The 21581-nt window shown below is 44.6% G+C and carries 19 protein-coding genes; 6 read left to right on the top strand and 13 right to left on the bottom strand.

The window, feature by feature from the left end; all coding sequences use genetic code 11:
• Window positions 1–143: 143 nt before the first annotated feature.
• From CHL1_RS03615 to CHL1_RS03570, 10 genes are all read right to left on the bottom strand, one after another.
• On the bottom strand, window positions 144–671 hold the full coding sequence (locus tag CHL1_RS03615; protein WP_070369997.1) for a hypothetical protein: 528 nt from the start codon (window positions 669–671) through the stop codon (window positions 144–146).
• Window positions 672–775: 104 nt separating this feature from the next.
• The gene (locus tag CHL1_RS03610) at window positions 776–1693 is read right to left on the bottom strand and encodes a CobW family GTP-binding protein (RefSeq protein ID WP_250934634.1); all 918 of its coding nucleotides are present in this window, start codon (window positions 1691–1693) and stop codon (window positions 776–778) included.
• A gap of 199 nt (window positions 1694–1892) precedes the next feature.
• On the bottom strand, window positions 1893–2702 hold the full coding sequence (locus tag CHL1_RS03605) for a methyltetrahydrofolate cobalamin methyltransferase (protein WP_250934633.1): 810 nt from the start codon (window positions 2700–2702) through the stop codon (window positions 1893–1895).
• 9 nt (window positions 2703–2711) lie between these two features.
• Window positions 2712–3341 (bottom strand): cobalamin B12-binding domain-containing protein, encoded by a 630-nt coding sequence (locus tag CHL1_RS03600; RefSeq protein WP_228881419.1) that lies wholly within the window; start codon window positions 3339–3341, stop codon window positions 2712–2714.
• A 126-nt stretch (window positions 3342–3467) separates the two neighbouring features.
• Entirely contained in the window at window positions 3468–4817 is a 1350-nt protein-coding gene (locus CHL1_RS03595) for a uroporphyrinogen decarboxylase family protein (protein ID WP_070369993.1), read from the bottom strand.
• Between the two features lie 104 nt (window positions 4818–4921).
• Window positions 4922–5806, bottom strand: coding sequence for a DMT family transporter (locus tag CHL1_RS03590; protein ID WP_070369992.1), 885 nt, complete (start codon window positions 5804–5806; stop codon window positions 4922–4924).
• Between the two features lie 263 nt (window positions 5807–6069).
• Window positions 6070–6693, bottom strand: a complete 624-nt coding sequence (locus CHL1_RS03585; protein ID WP_250934632.1) for a corrinoid protein — start codon at window positions 6691–6693, stop codon at window positions 6070–6072.
• A 21-nt stretch (window positions 6694–6714) separates the two neighbouring features.
• A complete protein-coding gene (panB, locus tag CHL1_RS03580; RefSeq protein ID WP_228881407.1) occupies window positions 6715–7569 on the bottom strand; it encodes a 3-methyl-2-oxobutanoate hydroxymethyltransferase in 855 nt (284 codons plus the stop codon).
• A gap of 142 nt (window positions 7570–7711) precedes the next feature.
• Window positions 7712–8929 (bottom strand): NAD/NADP octopine/nopaline dehydrogenase family protein, encoded by a 1218-nt coding sequence (locus CHL1_RS03575; protein WP_070369989.1) that lies wholly within the window; start codon window positions 8927–8929, stop codon window positions 7712–7714.
• Window positions 8930–9389: 460 nt separating this feature from the next.
• The gene (locus CHL1_RS03570) at window positions 9390–11048 is read right to left on the bottom strand and encodes a BCCT family transporter (RefSeq protein WP_250934631.1); all 1659 of its coding nucleotides are present in this window, start codon (window positions 11046–11048) and stop codon (window positions 9390–9392) included.
• Window positions 11049–11721: 673 nt separating this feature from the next.
• On the opposite strand from CHL1_RS03570, the gene CHL1_RS03565 reads away from it, so the two are divergent.
• From CHL1_RS03565 to CHL1_RS03545, 5 genes are all read left to right on the top strand, one after another.
• On the top strand, window positions 11722–12501 hold the full coding sequence (locus tag CHL1_RS03565) for an aspartate/glutamate racemase family protein (protein ID WP_070369987.1): 780 nt from the start codon (window positions 11722–11724) through the stop codon (window positions 12499–12501).
• A gap of 38 nt (window positions 12502–12539) precedes the next feature.
• A complete protein-coding gene (locus CHL1_RS03560; RefSeq protein WP_338078309.1) occupies window positions 12540–13988 on the top strand; it encodes a trimethylamine methyltransferase family protein in 1449 nt (482 codons plus the stop codon).
• 31 nt (window positions 13989–14019) lie between these two features.
• Window positions 14020–15435: a trimethylamine methyltransferase family protein gene (locus CHL1_RS03555; RefSeq protein WP_070369985.1), complete on the top strand. Its 1416-nt coding sequence runs from the start codon at window positions 14020–14022 to the stop codon at window positions 15433–15435.
• A gap of 120 nt (window positions 15436–15555) precedes the next feature.
• Window positions 15556–16644 (top strand): sigma-54 interaction domain-containing protein, encoded by a 1089-nt coding sequence (locus tag CHL1_RS03550; RefSeq protein ID WP_250934629.1) that lies wholly within the window; start codon window positions 15556–15558, stop codon window positions 16642–16644.
• Window positions 16616–17011, top strand: coding sequence for an AAA-type ATPase lid domain-containing protein (locus CHL1_RS03545; RefSeq protein WP_250934628.1), 396 nt, complete (start codon window positions 16616–16618; stop codon window positions 17009–17011). Before CHL1_RS03550 ends, CHL1_RS03545 begins: the two co-directional genes overlap by 29 nt.
• An 84-nt stretch (window positions 17012–17095) precedes the next feature.
• Here the strand turns inward: CHL1_RS03545 and CHL1_RS03540 are convergent, their stop codons facing one another.
• From CHL1_RS03540 to CHL1_RS03530, 3 genes are all read right to left on the bottom strand, one after another.
• On the bottom strand, window positions 17096–18019 hold the full coding sequence (locus tag CHL1_RS03540; protein WP_250934627.1) for an alpha/beta hydrolase: 924 nt from the start codon (window positions 18017–18019) through the stop codon (window positions 17096–17098).
• 7 nt (window positions 18020–18026) lie between these two features.
• Window positions 18027–18653, bottom strand: a complete 627-nt coding sequence (locus CHL1_RS03535; protein WP_070369983.1) for a TetR/AcrR family transcriptional regulator — start codon at window positions 18651–18653, stop codon at window positions 18027–18029.
• A 189-nt stretch (window positions 18654–18842) separates the two neighbouring features.
• Complete coding sequence (locus CHL1_RS03530) at window positions 18843–19580, bottom strand: flavin reductase (RefSeq protein WP_242871567.1); 738 nt, start codon at window positions 19578–19580, stop codon at window positions 18843–18845.
• A gap of 217 nt (window positions 19581–19797) precedes the next feature.
• Between CHL1_RS03530 and ade the strand changes: the two genes are divergently transcribed.
• Window positions 19798–21513 carry an adenine deaminase gene (gene ade / locus CHL1_RS03525; RefSeq protein WP_250934626.1) on the top strand — a complete coding sequence of 572 codons (1716 nt, stop codon included), beginning with the start codon at window positions 19798–19800 and terminating at the stop codon, window positions 21511–21513.
• The last annotated feature ends 68 nt before the right edge of the window (window positions 21514–21581 follow it).

Raw genomic sequence — 21581 nt, 5'->3', positions numbered from 1 at the left:
TAAGCTCATTTCTGCGAAAATAAAAAGACAAAACAATTGATTTCCTAAAAAGAAATCAGACTGCTTTGTCTTTCTGATCTTACTATACTCTATTTCATCCTGATCTTATTGTAAAAATCGGAACACTTTGAAATTTTATCCCATTATTCTTCAATTGGAATAATAATCTGGGCAATTTCCCGGCCTTTTCCTCTGACAAAGGTGACGGTGAGACTTTCACTCTCCGTTTCCAGAGCATAGGCAATGCTTGCCGCACAACTCCCACCAATGGGCGTTTCCTGAATCATCCGCTTGGGATCCTTTATATTATAAGTCTCCAGCTCGTTACCCGCATCATCGCTAACCATAAAATCCCCTTGTGCCAAAAAGAAATCCATATTGTTTCGCTTTTCATAGCTGATATTTTCATAACTATAGTCAAGAAAGATAACCGCTTGGGGATTCGATTTGGAATTAGCATCTCTTTGTGGCGTTGTTCTGGCTCCGTTGATGGTCACACTGTAATCGCCATTGGCTGTGGTTATGACAAAGGGCTCATTTAATACCATTTCCGGCAGTTTTTTAGCGACAATGGGCTCCCTTTGCGCCGTAAAATAGTCGACAATGCCGCAACCTGAAAGTCCAAAGACTGTCAGAACAAAAAACAAAAGTATTATCCCCAGCTTTTTCATCTCCGACCTCCGTATGGTTAAATTATAGCCGTACTGTAAAAAGAAGGCAAGGATAATTATCGTTGACCTGATGGACTTTCAATCTTTACGTCGCTCCCACAGAATTATATCTGCATTGGCGTATCACCAAAATACTGTTTCCAGAGTCGCAGCAAATCACTGATCATCCGGATGCCAACTGCCGAAATCAGCACAATTTCGGTCGTTTCAACCGCTTCGTCCCATCGCTTCAGGCTCGCCAAGTCACTGACGCCACACACTTCAAAAATGCCCTGATCCGTTTTGACAAAACCTTTGAGCCGATGGGTGCAAAATTTTATCTCATCTAAAAACGTCTCAAAGTTTTGATAGTCAAGCACCGCATCGGTTCTTAAAACACAGGCCTGCGGACGGCTTTCCCAGGTATTTGTCGACCTACTGTTTTGGCTGCTTTGACTGCTCATCGTCATGACCAACTCAGCCAGGGGTACTTGGCAAAAGGACGCCTGATAAATTTCTGTTGTCGGGTTAATTGTCGCAATTTTTTGTGCAATCTCTTGAAGCGTTTCCGGATTTTGGAGATCGGCTTTATTGATAATAACCTTACTGGCATAAATGATCTGTTTTTCCAGTGCCGCAATCACGTCGAACTGTTTGAGAAAGAAGCGTCCGTCGACAATACAGATGGATCCCAGATAGTCATAAGCTTTACCGGTGATTTTCGTCACCATTTCAAGAATGATCCCCATATTGGCAGGATCAGCAACCCCAGAGGATTCCACAAAGACGATTTCCAGTTCATGATTTAAAAATTCAGCCAGTCCGTTGATAAAGTTTTCTTTTAAGCAGGCGCAAAAAACCGAACCATTGTTCAATTCAATTAGATCAAAATTTTCGTTTTTGATCAACTGTCCATCAATCCCGATCTCACCAAACTCGTTCATCAGAACCCCAATTTTTCGGCCTTGGTATTCGTTTAAGAGCTTTTTTAACAAGGTTGTTTTTCCCGCTCCCAAAAATCCTGTCAATAAAATCAGCTTCATTCCATTGCTCCTTATTATTTAAAGACTGAAGTAGCCTGTGCTTCAGTCCGAGGTTGTCGAAAAACTACCGTACCGACCAATTGTTAATCTGTTGTTCGCTGCGGAATCGGACAGGCTTTGCCGTGTCCGCTCCGATGCGTACAACATGATGTAACAATTGTCGGTACTGGGTTATCTTTTTTGACAGTCCTGTTTTTCCTTATTTGTTTCCAACGGATCCGATTTGGCCAACTCGGAATGCCTTGCTGTATTTTCGACAATGTTTGTCCTGTCCCAGCAGGGTATAGGTGGCAAAAATGGTTTCTCTCATCTCCCGGTTTAGCGGGTCCATAACGGCTGAATCCATGCCAGCCTGAATGGCAAAGGCCATGGCGGTTTTATTGATCAAGCCCCTCACCGGTAAACCAAACGAAATATTACTGATGGCCCCGGTGACATGGATGGTCGGAAACAGCGCCTTAATCGATCGAATTTCCTCAGCAAAATTCAGCATCGAGTTATTTTCCGTCGACAGGGCCATAACACAGGGATCGATATGAATCCGATCCGGGGTAATGCCATATTTGTCAGCTTTTTCGACCATAATTTTGGTAATGTCCAACTTTGTTTCAAGATTATTAGGAATCCCCCGATCATCGCAGGTCAAGCCGACCACTTCCCAGGTGTTGCCAGCCATTAGCGGCAGCAGGACGTCGCATTTATCGCCTTCTTCCGAGATCGAGTTAAGCATACCCGGTTTATTGGCATATTTAAACACGGCTTCAATCACCCGGGGATTCGGACTATCAATACACAGCGGCGTATCCGTTACATCCTGAACAACATCGATTAACCATTTCAGGGTTTCAACCTCATATTCCGGCGCAGTACTGGCGCAGACATCAATAAAATGAGCCCCCGCTGCTGTCTGCTTAACTGCGCGATCGGCAATAAATGCAGCATCACGATTTTCGATGGCCGTCTTCACTGCCGGGATGCTGCCATTGATCTTTTCTCCAATGATAATCATATACTGCTCCTATTCCCAACCCTGACAAATTTTGATACCTTCAGCCGCATTCGTCGTAAAGGCGTCGGCACCCACCAATGTACAGGACTCTTTGGTCACCGGATTTCCCCCAATAATAATTTTTGAATCGACCCCTGCTTCTTTTAAAGCGTCGACCGTATCCTTCATGGAATCAATCGCAAGAGTTAAGACTCCACTCATGCCGATAATTTGCGGTTTTATTTCTTGAGCTTTGGTCACAAAGGTTTCAACCTTAACATCAATGCCCATATCCACCACTTCAAATCCTGCTGCTTCGGCCATGCTTCTGAAAATATTTTTACCAATATCATGCAAATCCCCTTGGACGGTTCCCAAGAGAATCGTTCCCATTACTTTGGTGTCGCCACTTCCCAGGGATGGTTTTAAAACGTTGATGGCTTCGGTCAGCAATTCGCCCGCAAAAATCAGATCACCAACAAAATACTCACCATTTTCAAAAAGATCGCCGACAATTGCCATCCCCGCCTGACAGGCAGCAACCGCTTCAAGTGCTTCTGCTTCCGATGGATTGGTCGCCACAAACTCTTTTAACAGATCCATTACCAGACCATCTTCCAAGTCACCCAGGGCCTGTGTCAATTCATTTAAATTTAACATTCTATTCTTTATTCGTCCTCGCTATCGACTCGTGGACTTCTCTCCTTATTTTTTTCTGTTCACATTTTAATTAATACTTTGTTTTGCCTGCTGTCATATCGATCCAAACCGGCAAAGAATATATTGCTATAAGTATTGACCAACGACTTCAATTAATTCCTGCTTACTGGGGATCATTGAGGACCACTTCAGTTCGCCATTAATATAGGCCGATGGCAGATGCTGGACGCCCATTTTTTTAGTCCGGGCAATATCCACTTTATTGGTGTATTTATATTCTTTAATCTCAACCTGATCCCCGAATTCTTCTTCGGCCAACAGGATGCCCTTGACCATGTAGGTGCAAGCCGCACAGGTCGCCGAATCCAAAGTAAAGATTTCAATCAGCGGTTTTTCCAGGTTTTCATAATCTGGCAGTTCCACGGGGATATCTTCATCAACGGCTTCATAGTTTTCAATCATCTTGCGAACGGTTTCGGTTTGCTTAATCGCCTGGACAGTGGCCACGGTATTGTCGATGGGTACATTATAAGGCATATCGCAACCGGGGCTGACAATCAGATTATGGTGATCAATGTTATCCAGCATGTCGACAATATATTTCATATTGTCCTGTTGATTACCAAACAGCAGGGTGGTAGTCAGGGGGATATTTCCGCCAATGGTGATATTGTAGTGATCGGTAATTTTCTTGGCTTCATAGATATTGACATTCTCATCAATCGAAATCCCGTCTGGATTGGTGCGGCACATCACATCCATCTGAACGGTGGCATCACCGCAAACAAAGAAACTGCTTAATGCCCCTTTGCTGCGGATAAAATCAAAGGCCACCTGAAAGGGTTCCATAAACAGGGCTTCAATTGATTTTGGTGAAATCTGACTAATTAGCGGATCGACCAGAGCAATCACATCCATCCCGGCTTCAATATAATAACTCGACATGGCATTGCAGACCTCCACGCAGAAGCCCACCAGTTCTTTAACAAACTCCGGATACATGACGATATCCATAAAAAACTCACTGCCACGGATATGTGAAGCAAGGGTAACCGGTCCACAGATCAAACCATAGAGGGCGGTGTCCTCCCCTACTGCCGCTTTAACCCGTTTCATCACATCAACCACCATCGGAATACGACCGTCCGTTATTTTAGGAATCTTGCATTTACAGGGCACCGTCAATTCCCCGGCATAGGGATGACTCATTACCGACGGCGGATTATCTTCGGCCCATAACAACTCGCAGCCGAGGATTTCGGCTTCAATTTGCAGATCAAAAATCACTGGCATCCCGTCGGGGGTATATAGCTTATGAACTTCCATTAATGACTCAAATAATTTATCACCGTCAGTCAGTACTTCCCGGGCAGTATAGCCTTTTAGAAAGCCAGCATGGACACCACTAAAGGGCACCCAGGGTACCTCATTAACAGTTTCGTGTCTTAACGTCTTTAAAATCAGATCTTTTCCCATTTCTTTACCTCATTATTGTTTTCTCTCGTTTATTTTTTAATTACCTTACTTTCCTGCGTTCTTTTTCGATGATCATCATGGTTTCGGCTACCTACACTTACGTCTTAATGGTCAATGGATAACGGGTCGGGATCTGTCCGCCAACTGACAAGAATTACCGAAACCAACATCAGCCCAGCCCCGACAATGGTGTTGCCATTATAGGGCTCACCGTATAATACCACTCCCAGTATCAGGGTAACCACGGCCTCAAAAGCGATGATCAATGCGGTTTGGCTGGAGCCAATTCGCTTGATGGCAAAGGTAACCATCTGTAGTACAAAAATAGTAATCGCCCCTAATGCCACAGTCAGGAGAAACCCTTTGGCCGATGGTATCAAAAATTCCGAGTTGTCGGAAAAAAGCCAACCCTGAATTCCAAAAAAGACGGCGCAAAGCCCTCCCAGATAAAAGATAATCACCCGGTTTTCCAGGGTTTTCAGACTGCTTTGCTGGAGACTGACCAGATAAATGCCATAGGCCAGACCTGAGCCCAAAGCCAATACACTCCCCCAGTTGACAAGATCGAGACTAAAGTTCATCAGAAAAATAATTCCGATGATGGCAATGGCCAGGGCAATCATTTTTATCCGATTGGGTTTTTCTTTAAAAATCAAAGCCATCATCATCACCACAAAAAGTGGATAGGAGAAGTACAGCATCGTGGCCAATCCCATTGGTAGATAATTAAAGGCCTGGGCCAATAAAAAGGTGGATCCACCATAGCCGACTGCCGAAAAAGCAACTAACTCGACAGCTTGTTTTTTTGTAACCCTGATCCGTTCCTTCTTGATGATAAAGGCCAGTCCCAGAATGATAAACACAACGGCATACCGATAAAATAAAATTGTGGTGGCATCCCATCCATCCAGCATCAGAGCCTTGGTTAATACCGGAATGAGTCCGGCCGCCAATGCGGCAGCCATGGCCGCAATGATTCCCATTGACATAATTGCCTCATTTTTCTTACTTCATATTTATAAAAAGCACTCCTGACTCAGAGTGCTGAGGTTGTTGATAAACTACCGTACCGACCAATTGTTAATCTGTTGTTCGCTGCGGAATCGGACAGGCTATGCCATGTCCGCTCCGATGCGTACAACATGATGTAACAATTGTCGGTACTGGGTTTTCTTTTTGACAGTCTAAGCTCTCCTGAGTCAGGGTGCTTTTCTGTCACAATCTTTAATGTCTCGTCTATTTCAACGCTTAGCTATGCAGTTAACGCTTTTGCCGTATCGACTGCTCCTGAAGCATCAGCAGCATAAATGGCCCCTAGTTTTTCGCTGTATGCTGGTGATAAGGGTGCTCCACCAACCAGATATTTAACTGATAGGCCTTCATCCTGACAGGCTTTGATGACTTCCTGCATATAGGTCATGGTGGTTGTCAGCATCGCTGACATACCAACGATGTCGGCCTTGTGTTCTTTGACAGCCGCCACAAATTGTTCAACTTTGGCATCGATGCCCAGATCGACAACCTTGAAACCGGCACTTTCTAACATCATCACCACCAGATTTTTACCGATATCATGCAGATCCCCTTTGACGGTGCCGATAACAATGGTGCCCAGGCTGGGCATGTCTTGATCGGCGATCAGTGGTTTGACGATAGCCATTCCGGCATTCATGGCCCGGGCTGCCATCAGCACTTCGGGAACAAACATATCCCCATTCTTAAATTTTTCCCCAACCACATTCATCCCTGATAATAATCCTTCATTGATGATCGCAATCGGATCGGTTTTGGCTTCAATCAGAAGATTAACATGATCAATAATTCCCTCTTCATCGCCATCAATTACAAACTGTCCTAAATCGGCTATTTTCAACATAGTATTTCACCCTTCTTCGTTTTATTTAATTTCGGCTAACAATTTTTCCAGTTCGGCGGCTTCTTCATCGGCAATCACATAGGTGTGAACGCTGTCATCAGGAAAGGCACCGTTGCGAACTTCATCACAGAAAGCGGTAAAGCCTTTTAACAGTTCAGCACCGACATTGGCATATTTTTTGACAAATTTAGGGGTAAAGTCATCGTAATAGCCGACCATATCAGCATAAATCAGCAGTTGACCATCGGTATACGATCCGGCGCCAATGCCCAGAACCGGAATGCTGAGGCGTTCAGTGATGGCTTTACCAACCACCGCCGGAACCCCTTCAACCAGGATAAAGGAGGCTCCGGCAGCTTCAATGGCCAGGGCCTGTCGCAATAATTCCATGGCGGCTCCAGCACTTTTTCCCTGAGCCTTATAACCACCCATTTGGGCCGCAAACTGTGGTGTCAAGCCAATGTGTCCCATGACCAGAATACCCACATCAGCAATGGCTTTAATCCGCTGGCAAACCGATTCGGTTCCACCTTCGAGCTTAATGGCATCGACCAGGGCTTCCTTGGTAAAACGTCCGGCATTGAAAACGGCTTCTTCATCAGAAATCTGATAGGACATATAGGGCATATCACCAACAATAAAGGTATTGGGCGCACCCCGTCTGACCGCTGATGAATGGGCGATCATATCATCCATCGTTACCGGAAAAGTTGTTTCGTAACCTAAGGTTACCATTCCCAGTGAATCACCGACCAGGATCATATCGACGCCAGCCCGTTCTTCATATTTGGCCGTTAAATAATCATAGCCGGTAATATAGACAATTTTTTCTTTCTTTTCGGCCATTTCTCTAAAATTAATAATACTTTTTTTCATCATTCGCTCCTTAAGGTTTTTAATATTTTTTCAGACCAGTCTGCTTATCAGACCATCCACCATCGCACGCTTTAAAAGCGTGCGAAAGGTTGAGGGTCTTGGGTTATTTTATTTTAAGGGGTGTCTGAGAATAGCGGGGTGACTATTTGAGTTTTCCGGTTCTTAAATAGTCGTTTAATTCTTCTTTAGTCATGTTGTCAATCCCAATGTATTCCAGGGTATAACCATTGGCAGTCAGGTCTCGACCGAGGATGGCACAGGCCAGACTGATCATTGAATCGACAACGGGAGTATTAACCCCATAGACATCACCAAGTTGCTGATAAACATAACAGCCAACCGGAATATCTTCGGTGATGTAGCGGTTTTCCATGGTGAAAGGACCGGTACCGTATTGGATTGGATCCTGCTTATCAAACGGAATCAGGTAATCCAGGCCCATATATTCCTGGCCCAGGACATTTTCCCGGGAGAAGAAATGCTCTTTTTCATAGGGTTGAATGCCCACGCCAATGGTATCTGCCAGTTGGCATTCTTCCTGATAGAAGGTATATTGAACCTGAGAAATCGAAGGACAATAGGCATGGGAATAAATTGAGAATTTAAATTTATCTTCGCCAAAAATGGTACCAAAGTTTTCCATGGTGGAGACCCCAAGGATGGCTCCCGGACAGTGGAGCACCGGATTAACATTCGAGAAGCCGGTATCTAAAACGGTATCCCCGGCGACAGCGCCTTCGCCTTCGGTGACAGCATCCATTGATGGCAAATATTTTGAACTTTCAATAAAGGCTTCTGTATCCGTCGCTGGCATAGCAGCTCCACGTAGGGTAATGGCCCGATAATAAACCCGGATTTTGTGGGTAATCACACCCCCTGGCATTTCCACCCGGCTACCATAGGTTGAGCTTGACCAGCCACCAACGATGACATTTTTAGTACATCCAGCTTCCCTCATCATTTTGCGGAGGATCAAGCTACCAAAATTATCGGGGAAAATATGAATAACCTGTCCGTCTTCCAGACAAGGAATCAGTTTCTCGAAAAAAGGTTTATGTCCAAAAGTAGGCGTCGCTACGACAATAATGCCCGCACCTTTGACCGCTTCGGCCACATCGGTCGTCACCTTATCCATTTTGGCAAAGCCTTCCCGCTCAAAACCATAAAGATTAACTTGCTCCCCAAAGAACTTGATCCCTACTTTTTCAACATTTTTTAATGTTTTTTCGGCGAACGGTTCAAAATCACAAATTCGAACTTTTGCGCCACCCAGGGCACAGTCACCAGCGATCGCCTTACCAACTGCACCAGCCCCCAATACTGCAATGGGCTTGTCTTTTAAATAACTCATGTCTGCCATATCTTTTCTCCTTTTAATCATCTCAATTTGGAATAATTGATGGTTTGTTTACTCACTGCAGTATTAAAGCAAGGTTCGTGCCAAGATATGAAGCTGCACACTTTTTAAAGTGTTCGGGGGTTTCCTGTCGTTTGCCAGCGACCTTTCGGTCTGTTCCAAATATTCAGGTGCAAAATTTCAAACCATCAAAGACCTTCGATAACCTTTATTTATTAAAAAACTCACGCTAAGTATTGATTTAATGGGATTTCTGACGGATGTCACGTATTTTTGCATGTTACCGTATTTTGCATCGCCAGACTGGTTTATTTTTACAAATCCGGGGATCTTGTCAGCGCTATCTTCATAGCTTAATGATTGTTTCAAACAGCTGATCAGATACTCACCAGAATCCCCGACTAAGCAAGTGACGCATTTAAAAAAGAGTCTGGCTTAAAGCCACACTCTTTTTAGGAACACTTTATTCGTCTTTATTTTTTTTATTATCTTTTTGCTTTTCCAGGGTATACCATTTTTTATGGATATGGGCATCTGCCAGCTCCGCTTCGGCCTCAGCCGCAGCCGCTGCCACTTCACCATCCATGAAATCGGCATACTCCAATTCATCCCGCTTTAGTTTGCCGGAGAATAAATGATACAGGAAGCCAAGGATCATCGCCAGTTCAATAAAGAGAATTGGGAACCCGGCAATGGTTTTAACAATCTTGATGCCGTCAATCCCACCGCTTATAACAAATACAAGCGAAATCAAACCAATGAAGACGCCCCAGAATACTTTAATCGGCAGGGGTGCTTCTTTTACACCTTTGGATTGTTTTAATGACATGGTCGAAATAGTTGATGTCATCGAATCCGCCAGGGTAATAAAGGATAAACCAATTGTAACCAGCATGATGATGCGGATTAATTCGGTAAAGGGCAGGAATTCAAAGATGTACATCATAAACGCCTGGGCGCCGTTTTCCGTCAGGAAGCCGGACATATCAGCAACACCTCGTAGTTGCAGATCCAATGCCAATCCACCAAAAATACTGAACCAGAGAATACCAAACATCGCTGGCAAAATGACATTAACGACAATAAATTCGCGGATGGTTCGGCCGTAGGACAGTTTTACCAGGAACAAACCAACGATGGGGCCAAAGGACAACCAGTCAACCATCCAGTACATATCCCACCATTGCGGCCATAAATCACTGTCAACAATTGGTTGGGTGAACAGACTCAAATCAATAAAATTATTGACAAAATAACCAAATGACTGGGTAAACAGATTAAACACATAGGCAGTCGGTCCGCAAATCAACACAAAGATCATCAGGGCAATAAAGATCCAGGCATTTTTATCACTGAGCCAGGCAATCCCACGATCGAGACCAGTAGCACTGGAAATGGTGTAGGAAGTAATAATAACACAGGCAATGATCGCCCAAACCATTGGCCCCGGTTCAATTCCGAACACGAAATTAAGTCCGCTACCAATCTGCAGTAATCCGTAGCCGAGTGAACCGGCAACCCCACCACAGATGGCAAAAAGAATGATCCCATCAATGATGGTATTAATCTTGGCATTCAATTCTTTGCCATCGTTTAAATATACAAGACCGGCACTGGCAGTATAGCTTTTATTCATATTATAGTAAGCATAACCAATGGTGATCCCGGCTACCGCATAAATGGAATAGGGTGAAAATGACCAATGCAGGAAGGATTTGCTCATCCCCCAGATGACGGCATCCAGACTGCCGGGTTCCAAACCAACTGACGGTGGTGGCGCAAAGGTGTGCATCAGTGGCTCGGTTGCACCCCAGAAAACAATTCCAGTTCCAATCCCGGCACAAAGTGAGATCGCCCACCAGATCCAGGTTTTATACTTGGGCACGGCGTTTTTCCCACCAAATTTAATACTCCCGAAGGGATGCAGAAACAATACTGCCATACAAGCAACAAAGATCAATACCCCGATGGAAACCATCCAACCGGCATTTTCCATCAATGCGATAAAGAAATCGGTCATAATGGTGGTAAACTCATCGGGACTGATAAATCCGATAATGAGAATAATACCCATTAATACGATGGGAATCGCAACCGGAACAATACGTATTCGCTTTAACATAAGATTCTCTCCTCCTAAATTTTTCTGTTTTAAACCTGTAAACACATAAGAATAATGATTTCCCAAAAATTACAGTTTTGCCATGAAACCCGTCTGCTTTTTTTGACACCTCCCACAGATATTTAGCCACTGCTTTATATCCGGTATCTATCGCAAGCTTTGTGCCAATTCGTAAAATAATCCGATCTTTAAATTTATACCGTTTTAAGCCTATTTTAAGCCGTCATTTTTACAATGGTTCCATAGTCCTGCAAAAGATTATGCACCGCTTTATCAGATTGTCTGAAAACCATTACAGAAAACCTGCTTAAAACAGGGATTTCTGCTAACCATCGCTATTTTTTGCATGTCGTTATTTTTTGCACTTGATCTGCTATTTCTTTAAAAATCACCACATCGTCCTTTTGTCTGGATTACTGCATTATTTTTATTTCGTTGTTTGCCTTCTATTATAATGTCAATTCCGTATTCTTTTCATTAATCGGATACCTGAATCGTGCTGATCGCTTGGCCATGCAAAGTCCTGCTGCGGATCTTTTTTGAGCTGCCCACAGAGCGCCACATTTTTTGCTTTCGTTGGAAGCGTTTCAGATCTTGGCACAATACTTGCTAGTATTAAATCAGCAAATAGCAAAACTCTATTAAATACATATTAACGATTCAGGAGGAAGAAATGCAAAGAGATTTAGGAATTAATTACATGACTACCCGAAAAAACCATACCTGTTATGGGATGGGTATCGGTATTATGGTATTGGATGATGCCTATCCCGGTTTTCCTGGCGATGTCCGTAATGCCAGTGCCTGGGGTTTTCCGATTCAGTATGAAATTGCTCAGGGAGTAGATAACTACACCCTGGTATGGGAACAGGACAAAACACCCTGTCGGGCACCGATTGTTCAGGCGGCGAAAAACCTTGAACGAATGGGTTGTAAAGCGATCGCAGCTGAATGCGGCTATTTCGCTTATTTCCAACAAGATGTTGCTGCTGCCGTTGACATTCCGGTGTTTATGTCCAGTCTGCTACAGGTCCCCTTTATTCAGCAAACCATTGGACCCGATAGTGCCGTTGGCATTATCTGCGCTCAAAAACGGTTCCTGACCGATACCCATCTGGAAAAAGTTGGCATTGATCTAAACAGTAACTTCTATATCGCCGGTGCCCAGGATGAATACGGCTGCCCGCAATTTGACACCCTCTGGGATCATGAAAAACGACCGGAGATTCCGGAAAGTTATTATGATGAATCCGAAAAGGATATGATTCGCATAACCAAAGAATTCATCGCCAAACACCCGGATATTAAGGCCATTATGTTAGAATGTACCGGCATGCAGCCATTTGCCCGGGCCATTCAACGGGCCGTGGATCTACCGGTATTCAGCTGGGGAACTTTGCTGGATTATGCTTACTCCTGTGTTTCTCATCGTGATTACTATGGTGATATCTAAATCGTGTCCGAAACGCTAGTCTGTAAAGAAAAAACTCAATTAAGGGGATTATAACAATGAAACCATATGAAAAATACGTCTCAAAAGAAGATGTCCAGACTATCCATGCCGAGTCGCTGAAAATTCTTTCCGAAGTTGGAATCAAATTCGAGCACCCGGAAATCCTGGAAATTTTCAAAAATCATGGCGCCCGGATTGATGGCGAAACCGTCTTTCTTGATGAAAAATTAATCATGACGGCGATCGCTACCATTCCTGAAACCTTTACCATCGAAAACTCCAAAGGCAACCATACCCTTGGCGGCGGTAGCCTGATTTTAATGCCGGGTGTCGGTAATATTTTCCGACTGGAAAATGGCCATTTACATAAAATGACCAATGACGATGCCGTTGCGCAGTTTAAGCTGTCCGATACCAGTGATGTCATCAATTGTAACTACTTTAATATTTTCCTGGATGACAAAAACCTGTCCCTGGATGAACGGGTCTTTAGCCCCATCGCCATGATTTTAAAATATTCCAATAAAACCGCCTTGCACTTACAGGCCAATACCTTCCCGTTAAAATCCAACATCCGGGAATCTTTTAGAAAAGGTCTGGAACTGATCGAAAAATTTGAAGGCCGCCGTGGTGTGTACAATAATATCGTCCATGTCAACTCTTTGTCGCCCTTATGTTTTGACCATGACCCGCTGGAAAAATTCCTGATTGCCGCTGACATGAATCAGCCCGTCTGGTTCAGCCCCTGCGCCATGCCGGTCCTCACCGGACCGCCATCTGTGGCCGGACTGATTGCCATGACCAATGCTGAAGTATTGGCTGGGATGGTCATGTCTCAACTGGTCAAACCCGGCTTACCGGTGGTATATGGCCAAACCTCGGCTTCCACCAACCTGCGCACTGTTCAGCTAAGCATCGGTGCCCCGGAAACCGCTTTAATTTCTTATGCCACCCGGGGCTTGGCTGATTTTTACAAACTGCCCTGCCGGACTGGCGGCTTACTTAGTGACGCCAAAGATTTTGATATGCAAGCTGGAATTGAATCCGATATGATGATCCGCTCCACCCTGGAAGCAGCTCCCGATCTGGTGCTGCATTCCTGTGGGATTCTCGGCAGCTTTAATATCTTGAGTTTTGAAAAATTCCTGATGGATGAAGACACTTACCGGATGAATCGCCGTCTGCTTAAAGGCATCAATACCGAAGAGAACTACCTCTGCCACGAGTTGATTGCCAAAATCGGCCCTCGGGGTAACTTCCTCCAGGGTCGAACTCCGAAGATGTTCAAAGAAGAATTCTTTGTTCCCAAGTACTTCAATAAAGAAGACCCCAACCAATGGCAGGAAAATGGCAGCAAGCCGGTTCTTCATGACGTTCAGACTGCCGTCAAGGAACGTCTGGCTTCCTATACGACGCCAGATATCACCAAGGAACAGGCTGCCCTGCTGAACGATTATATTCCGGCAAACTATCGCGAACGCATTTAATAGCGATCATCTAAAGACTTAAGGAGACATTATGGAAACCACACAAAGAAATATTGAATTTAATGTATTAAATAAAAATAAAATCGAAACCATTCACGAAAAAAGCATGGATCTGCTGGAGAATTTTGGCATGCGCATCGTTGGTGCCCGCACCATTGAATTGCTGAAAAAGTATGGCTGCAGCGTCGATGGCGACATGGTTAAGTTCCCCAAAGCCGTTGTTGACAAGGCGTTAAACACCATCCCCAAAGAATTGACCCTTTATACCCGGGACGGCCAGCCCAATATGGTAATCAACAGCAAAAACAATGTCTATTTCGGAACCCATTCCGATCAACTGGAGATCCTTGATCACAAAACCAATATGGCCCGCCCCTACCTGAAGTCAGACATCAAAAACATGTGTAAACTGGGCAGCTATCTATCCAACATCAGCTTTATTCTATCAGTCGGCATGTGTGCCGATGTCGACCCCTTGGTTCAATCGCAGGTGACCTTTATTGAAACCCTGAAGAATTTTGACAAAACCATCAATTTTTCCACCAATGACATCGAATCACTTCAGGAAATCATTGACATCGCCGCCATTGTAGCCGGTGGACACAAAGAACTGGCTGAAAAGCCCTTTATCTTTAACTACTGTGAGCCAATTCCACCACTGACCCATCCGGTGGAAAGCACTGAAAAACTCTTTATCAGTGCTACCAATAAAATCCCGGTGGTTTACATGCCATACAGCATGATGGGTGGCACCTCTCCGATTACCATCGCTGGTGCGCTAACCCAAAATAACGCTGAAATTTTAGCTGGTGTGGTCATTACCCAGGCGGTTAATGAAGGTGCGCCACTTATTTACGGTTCGATGCCAACTGTCTTTGACATGCAAACCACCATCGGTTCTTATGGCGCTCCCGAGTTCCATAAATCGGTGGCGGCTGCCTCAGAGCTGGCCAATTATTACAACCTGCCCTTCTATGGCACAGCGGGCTGCAGCGATGCCAAAACCGTCGATCCCCAGTCGGTTGCTGAGGTTCAGATGGAGCTCTTCTCTTCGATTTTAAGCAAGGCCAACATCGTTCATGATATCGGCGTCCTGGATCATTGCAACTCGGTCGCCCCGGCCATGGTGGTATTAGCCAATGAAATGATCAACGAGCTGTCGGCTTATTCCAGCGGTGTCGAAGTCAATGAAGAAACCCTGGCTATGGATGTCATCAAAGGCGTTGGTCACGGTGGTCACTACCTCAATGAAATGCACACCCTCAGTAATTTTAGAAGCGTCTGGTATCCGGAATTCTTTAAGCGCCGGATGGTTAACCCTGATCAGTCCGATATTCTTGAGATGGTCAATGCCAAAATTGATACAATTCTGGAAACCCACGAAGTTCCGGCTCTGGAAGCTTCAATCCTGGCCGAGATTGAAAAAATCGAAAAAAATTATCAATAATCTGTGTTTAATCCCCTTATCAATCAGACGGACAACCCCCATTCGGGGTTGTCTCTATGATTTTTTTGGATTTCATGTTATCATACTGTTTATTCAGTAAACCCGAAACGGAGAATACCAGTGAAAGTAAAAGAAGAATTCATTTTAGAGGCTTTTGGCGAAAATTCTTTCCCCATTCAGGATGTTGAACGCATCGAAGATGTCTGCATTCATGTTGTCAATGCCAGCGGAAAAATCATCTGCTACTCCAAGGGCTGTGAAATCATCGAGAATATGAAACACGAAGACGTCATTGGTAAAAACATGTCTGATATTTATGATTATCTTGAAAATGAATCGATGGAATCCCTGGTTTTGAAGACAGGAAAAAAGGTTCAGGATGTCCATGTCAAATATACCTCCCCCTCTGGAAAAGTTGCCGATGTGATCAGTAGCACCTACCCGGTTTTTTCGAAAACTGATCCAAAAAAGGTCGAGGCCGCCATTTGTATCTACCGGGATATTTCGGACTATATTCACATGGCCAATACCATCAATAAGCTTCAAAACGACTTAAAATCCCAGCAACTAAAAAACAATGGCACCCAATTTACTTTCAAAGACATTATTGGCAGCAGTGGCCCAATGGCGGAGTGCATTCACCATGCGGAAATTGCTGCGCTAACCACAGCCCCGATCCTGATTGCCGGGCCCACTGGTACCGGTAAAGAAGTTTTTGCCCAGAGTATCCACAATGCCAGTCCCCAGGCCCACAAACATTTTGTGGCCATCAACTGCAGTGCCATTCCGGAAAATCTGCTGGAGAGTACCTTGTTTGGCACCGTCAAAGGTTCCTTTACCGGGGCGGTTGATTCCGTGGGGCTTTTGGAAACCGCTGAAGGTGGCACCATTTTTCTGGATGAAATTAACTCCATGCACATGGGTCTGCAATCCAAACTACTGCGGGTTTTAGAAACTGGCAAATACCGGAAGGTCGGGGGACACAAAGAAATAACCGCCAATATCCGCCTGCTCAGTGCCTTAAATCAGGATCCCCTCAAAGCCATTGAAGAAAAACGTTTGCGTTCGGATTTATATTATCGTCTGGCGGTCTTCTCGATTCACTTGCCACCGCTTAAAGACCGCAAACAAGATATTTTAGATCTGGTTCCGGCCTTCCTTTCCACTGAAGGAGGCGGCCATGGGAAAGCAGCTGTTCAAAGTTTCTGACGAAGCCCAGGAAATTCTACTTTCCCATGACTGGCCGGGAAATATCCGGGAATTAAAACACGCCGTGACCCATGCCATTTATATTGCCCAATACCAGGATACGATTCTGACCCCTGATTTGCTGCCGGGTTATTTAAGAAAGAATATTTCCGATAAAAAAATCTATGAAAAATATCTATCGGCCAGTATCGATGACAAAAATCTTAAAAATACCCTGAATAAAATTGAGAAACAAATGATCATCGACGTTTTGCAGGGCAATGATCAGAACATCTCAAAAAGCGCCCGTGACTTGGGTATCTCACGCCAAAATCTGCAGTATAAGATCCGCTTGCATGGGATTAAAAATTATGATGATGAATTCTAAAAAGGTTTCCGCCTGAATTGGCGGAAACCTTTTTACTTCTTTAATTGCCCTCTTATATCAAGTACTGTTCGTTTAATGAAAAACTCAATCGTTCAGTTTTTTTCTGATAAATTGACAAACCTCTTCCAGGGCCACCGTTGCCTCGGGAAACAGTGGTGCCAATAACGGAAAACAATGAAACATCCCCTTCCATACCTTTAATTGCACATCAACCCCGGCGGCTTTGGCTTTTTCGCCAAAACGGGTCGAATCATCTCTTAAGGTTTCGTTATCACCAACCTGAATAATCGTTGGTGGCAGACCACTTAAATCGCCAAATAATGGCGATGCATAGGGATGTTTGGGATCACCATTACCAGCGTAGTAGCCCAGATAGGTTTCATTTGCCCCTTTAGGTGTGCAGGGATCAGCCTTTGCCCGAGTTATATGGGACTCGCCCGAAATTGTCATATCGGTACACGGCGAAAATACGGCACAGGTTCCCGGTAAGGGGATTTTATCATCTTTACATTTTAAAAGGGTGGCCAGTGCGATCCCACCGCCCGCCGAATCACCAGCAAAGACAATATTTTCTGCTTGATACCCCTGTTCAAGAAGCCAACTGTAAATCGCTGCAGCATCATTGACAGCGGCCGGTGCCGGATGTTCCGGCGCCAGCCGATAGTCAAACACCAGGGCTTTAATTCCTAAGTACTTGACGAAATTCCCGACAATATTTCGGTGCGACCGGGCATTACCCATGACAAAACCGCCGCCATGAAAATAGAGTACCACTTTTTCATCCGGAGCATTTTCAATCTCAACCCATTCCGCATAAACCCCCGGATAGTCACTGGGGATAAAACTGATGCCCGGGATTGGTTTAAAAAAACGGGTGGCACTTTCATCACAGTCGCGACGCAATTTTTCGATTGAAGTGTTGTGATCAATCTCTTCCGGTCGTAATTTCCCTTTAAGGAGATGACGATATTTCAGTGTATAGTGCATCATTTTTGCTTTTGCAGTCATTCTAACTTTATTCCTCACTTTCTCTTTCAGTTTTAACTAAAAACATCGATGCGATCACCCGATAATCCAGTTTTACCTCACGATTATTATTGGTAGAATAATATATTGCCAGGCCATTAATACTCGTCCAGAAAAAAATAGCCAGCATTTTAGGATCTCCCGCTATAATCGTTCCTTCTTTTTGTCCCGCCGCCATAATTTTTTCGATGACCTGATATGGGATGTTCCGTTTTTCCTGAATCAGATCCTGGGCAGCCTGAGGGATTGCGGTTGAATTGGTGGCTTGGGTAATCAACCGACAAGTATCTAAAAATGTCTGGCTATTTTCAATAATCTCAACCAGTCTCTCCAAAGCAAAGCGGATTTTTTCACCGGGGTCGGCCTCCATATCACGGACCGAATAGGATGCTTCAATTGTTTTATCCAGTGCATCATTGATTAGATCTACAAAAATTTCTTCTTTTGATCCATAGTAATGATATAACAACCCTTGGGCAATACCTGCTTCAACTGCAATGTCCTGGATCCGGGTGGCAAATAACCCTTGTTTAACAAATTGTGACAACGCAGCTGTTCGAATTTTTTCTTTACGGGTTTCCCGCATTCTTTCATTTTGTTCCTTTGATCGAGCCATGCTTCCTCCCGGATGATATATTGAATATATATTCAATATATCATCCAGCGCCATTTTTGTCAATATCTCCACCTGATATTTTGCTAACGCTTTACGACCGCTATCATTAAACCACGCCTATACGATCTTTTGAGCAAATAAAAAAAACCATGCGACTTTTTCTCGCATGGTTTTCTCTCATGTTTTTTTCTATCGGGTTGCGTGATAATAAGCGTAGGTCATCGGTTCATCTTTGCTGAATCCATCGCCATCGACAACCTTGCCGATAAACATATAGTGGGTACCCAGATCAATTGTCTGCTCCACTTCACATTCTACAAAACAGAGCGTTTCCAACAAGCCGGGACAGCCTGTTTTGCCGGTAATATAGCTGAGATCTTTAAATTTATCGACATCTCTTCCACTCTGGTAACCGAAATGTTTGATCAGATCATGATTGTCTTTACCCAGAATGGAAACCCCAAAGACGCCGGATTCCCGGACATATTCTGAGGTCAAGGTTCCTTTTCCCAGGCAGACACTCGCTTTTAAGGGCGTGCTGGTAACCTGAATGAAGGTATTAGAGACCATCCCATTGAGTTTTTCATCCCTGACTGATGAAATAATATATAAACCGTAGCTGACATTGAATAATAAGGTCTGTAAGGCTTCTCTTTCTTTATCAGTTAAACCATCCTCGACTTCTTCAACCAGCACAAATTTTTCTGGTCCCACGCCGCAGACCGGGCAAACGTCAGGGGGAGTATCACCCACATGGATATAATTACAAACGGTACAACGCCATTTTTTCTCTTTAACAGGGGCAACAGCTTCCGTTTCTTCAATTAACACAAACTTATCCGGTCCCACCCCGCAGATCGGGCATTTGTCGGGCGGAGTATCACCTTCATGTACATAATTACATACTGTGCAGCGCCATTTTTTCATTTTGTTCACCACTTTCTTAGAATTACTCTCTACTTTATAATAATTATAATTTAAAAGTATCTTGAAGTACAGGAAAAAATTGATGTTCTGCTTCTCATTATAAACCTTTTTTGATTAGATTCATATCACTATTGCATTTTTTTGTAAAAAAAGGGCATATAAGAGCTTAGCATTATTCTTTGCCGCAAATAAATCACGAACCAAGATAGGATGGAACATGAAAAAATATAACGAATGTCTCAAAAAAAACATTGCTGTCGCCAATGGCTTTGAAAAAGCCGAACTGGTTTTCAAAAACGCTAAGATTCTCAACGTATTTTCTGAAGAAATCTGTGTTGGCGATCTGGCCGTTAACGATGGCACCATTGTGGGCATTGGAACGTATCAGGGTCTTGAAGAAGTGGATCTGGATGGCAAATATATTGTCCCTGGCTTTATTGACGCCCATATGCATATTGAATCCACCATGGTTACACCTTTCGAGCTGGCCCGGGCGATTGTTCCTACTGGCACCACCACGATCATCGCCGATCCCCATGAACTGGTAAATGTAGCTGGAAAATCCGGACTGGATTACTTACTAGCAGCCACCGAACAGATTCCTTTAAATGTTTTTGTGATGCTGCCCTCATCGGTACCCGCTACCCCCTTTGAAACCAATGGCGCAGGACCCTTTTTAGCCGCCGATATGCAAGCTTATCTTAATCATCCCCGGGTTCTGGGGTTGGGGGAAGTCATGTGTTATCCCGCTGTGCTGACTGGAGATCCGGTGATTCTTGACAAACTGACCCTGTGCCGCAACGCATTGGCTGATGGCCACGCCCCGGGGCTCTCCGGTAAAGCCCTGCAGGCTTATGCCAGCGCCGGAATCCACAGTGAGCACGAATCCACCAGTTGGTCCGAAGCCCTTGAAAAATTGCGGGCGGGCTTTTATATTCTGGTTCGGGAAGGTTCTGCCGCCAAAAACCTTCATGCCATCATCAGTGGCTTATTGGAAAGTGACTGTCCGATGGATCGATTCCTTTTCTGTACCGATGACAAGCATTTAGAAGATATTCATCGGGAGGGTCATATCCGATTTAATATTAAACAAGCCATCGATTTGGGCCTCTGCCCGATCAAGGCAATCAAGATGGCCACCATTAACACCGCCCAAGCCTATGGCCTCAGAAAACTCGGCGCCATTGCCCCGGGATACCAGGCCGATCTGGTAATCCTATCGGATCTGGGCACCATGCAGGTGAATCAGGTTTATCGGGATGGTCGGCTGGTGGATGATGCTACCTGGGCCCATCCGCCCCAGCACCCGATTGATCCTAAGCTGCTCGATTCGGTTCATATCCACACCCTTACGCCCGAAAAACTGCGACTCCCCCTTGGTCAAAAAAATCATGTGATCGAGATTATCAAGGATCAGATTGAAACCCACCATCTGATTGAAACCCTGCCAGGAATTGATGGCACCTTTTGTCCCGACGAAAACTATGATAAGCTGTGTGTCATTGAACGGCATGGCCACTCCGGCAACGTCGGTGTTGCTGCCATTAAGGGCTTTGGCATCCGCAATGGGGCCATTGCCACCACTGTCGCCCATGATTCTCACAATATGATTGTCGTTGGCGATAATGATGCGGATATTTTGCTGGCAGTTAAGCACCTTGCAGAAATTGGTGGCGGTTATGTGGTAGCAGGCAATCACCGCATCATCGGTTCGGTGCCGCTGACTCTGGCTGGTCTGATCAGTCTTGAGCCCGGAGACCTGGTTCAGAAAAAGGTGTCCGCACTCATTGCCAGCGCCCATCAATTAGGCGTCGCTTCCGGGGTTGATCCTTTTATCACCCTTTCTTTTATGGCCCTGCCGGTAATCCCCGCCTTGCGCCTGACCGATCTGGGACTTTTTGATGTAGAAGCCTTCCAATTGATTAACGACTAACCAAAAAAAGACAGCCATAAACTGTCTTTCAAACTGTCAAAAAAAATAACCTAGTACCGACAATTGTT

It is taken from the genome of Acetobacterium wieringae (assembly GCF_023700225.1).
Taxonomy (GTDB): domain Bacteria; phylum Bacillota; class Clostridia; order Eubacteriales; family Eubacteriaceae; genus Acetobacterium; species Acetobacterium wieringae.
This window is presented reverse-complemented; position numbering and strand designations above follow the sequence as displayed.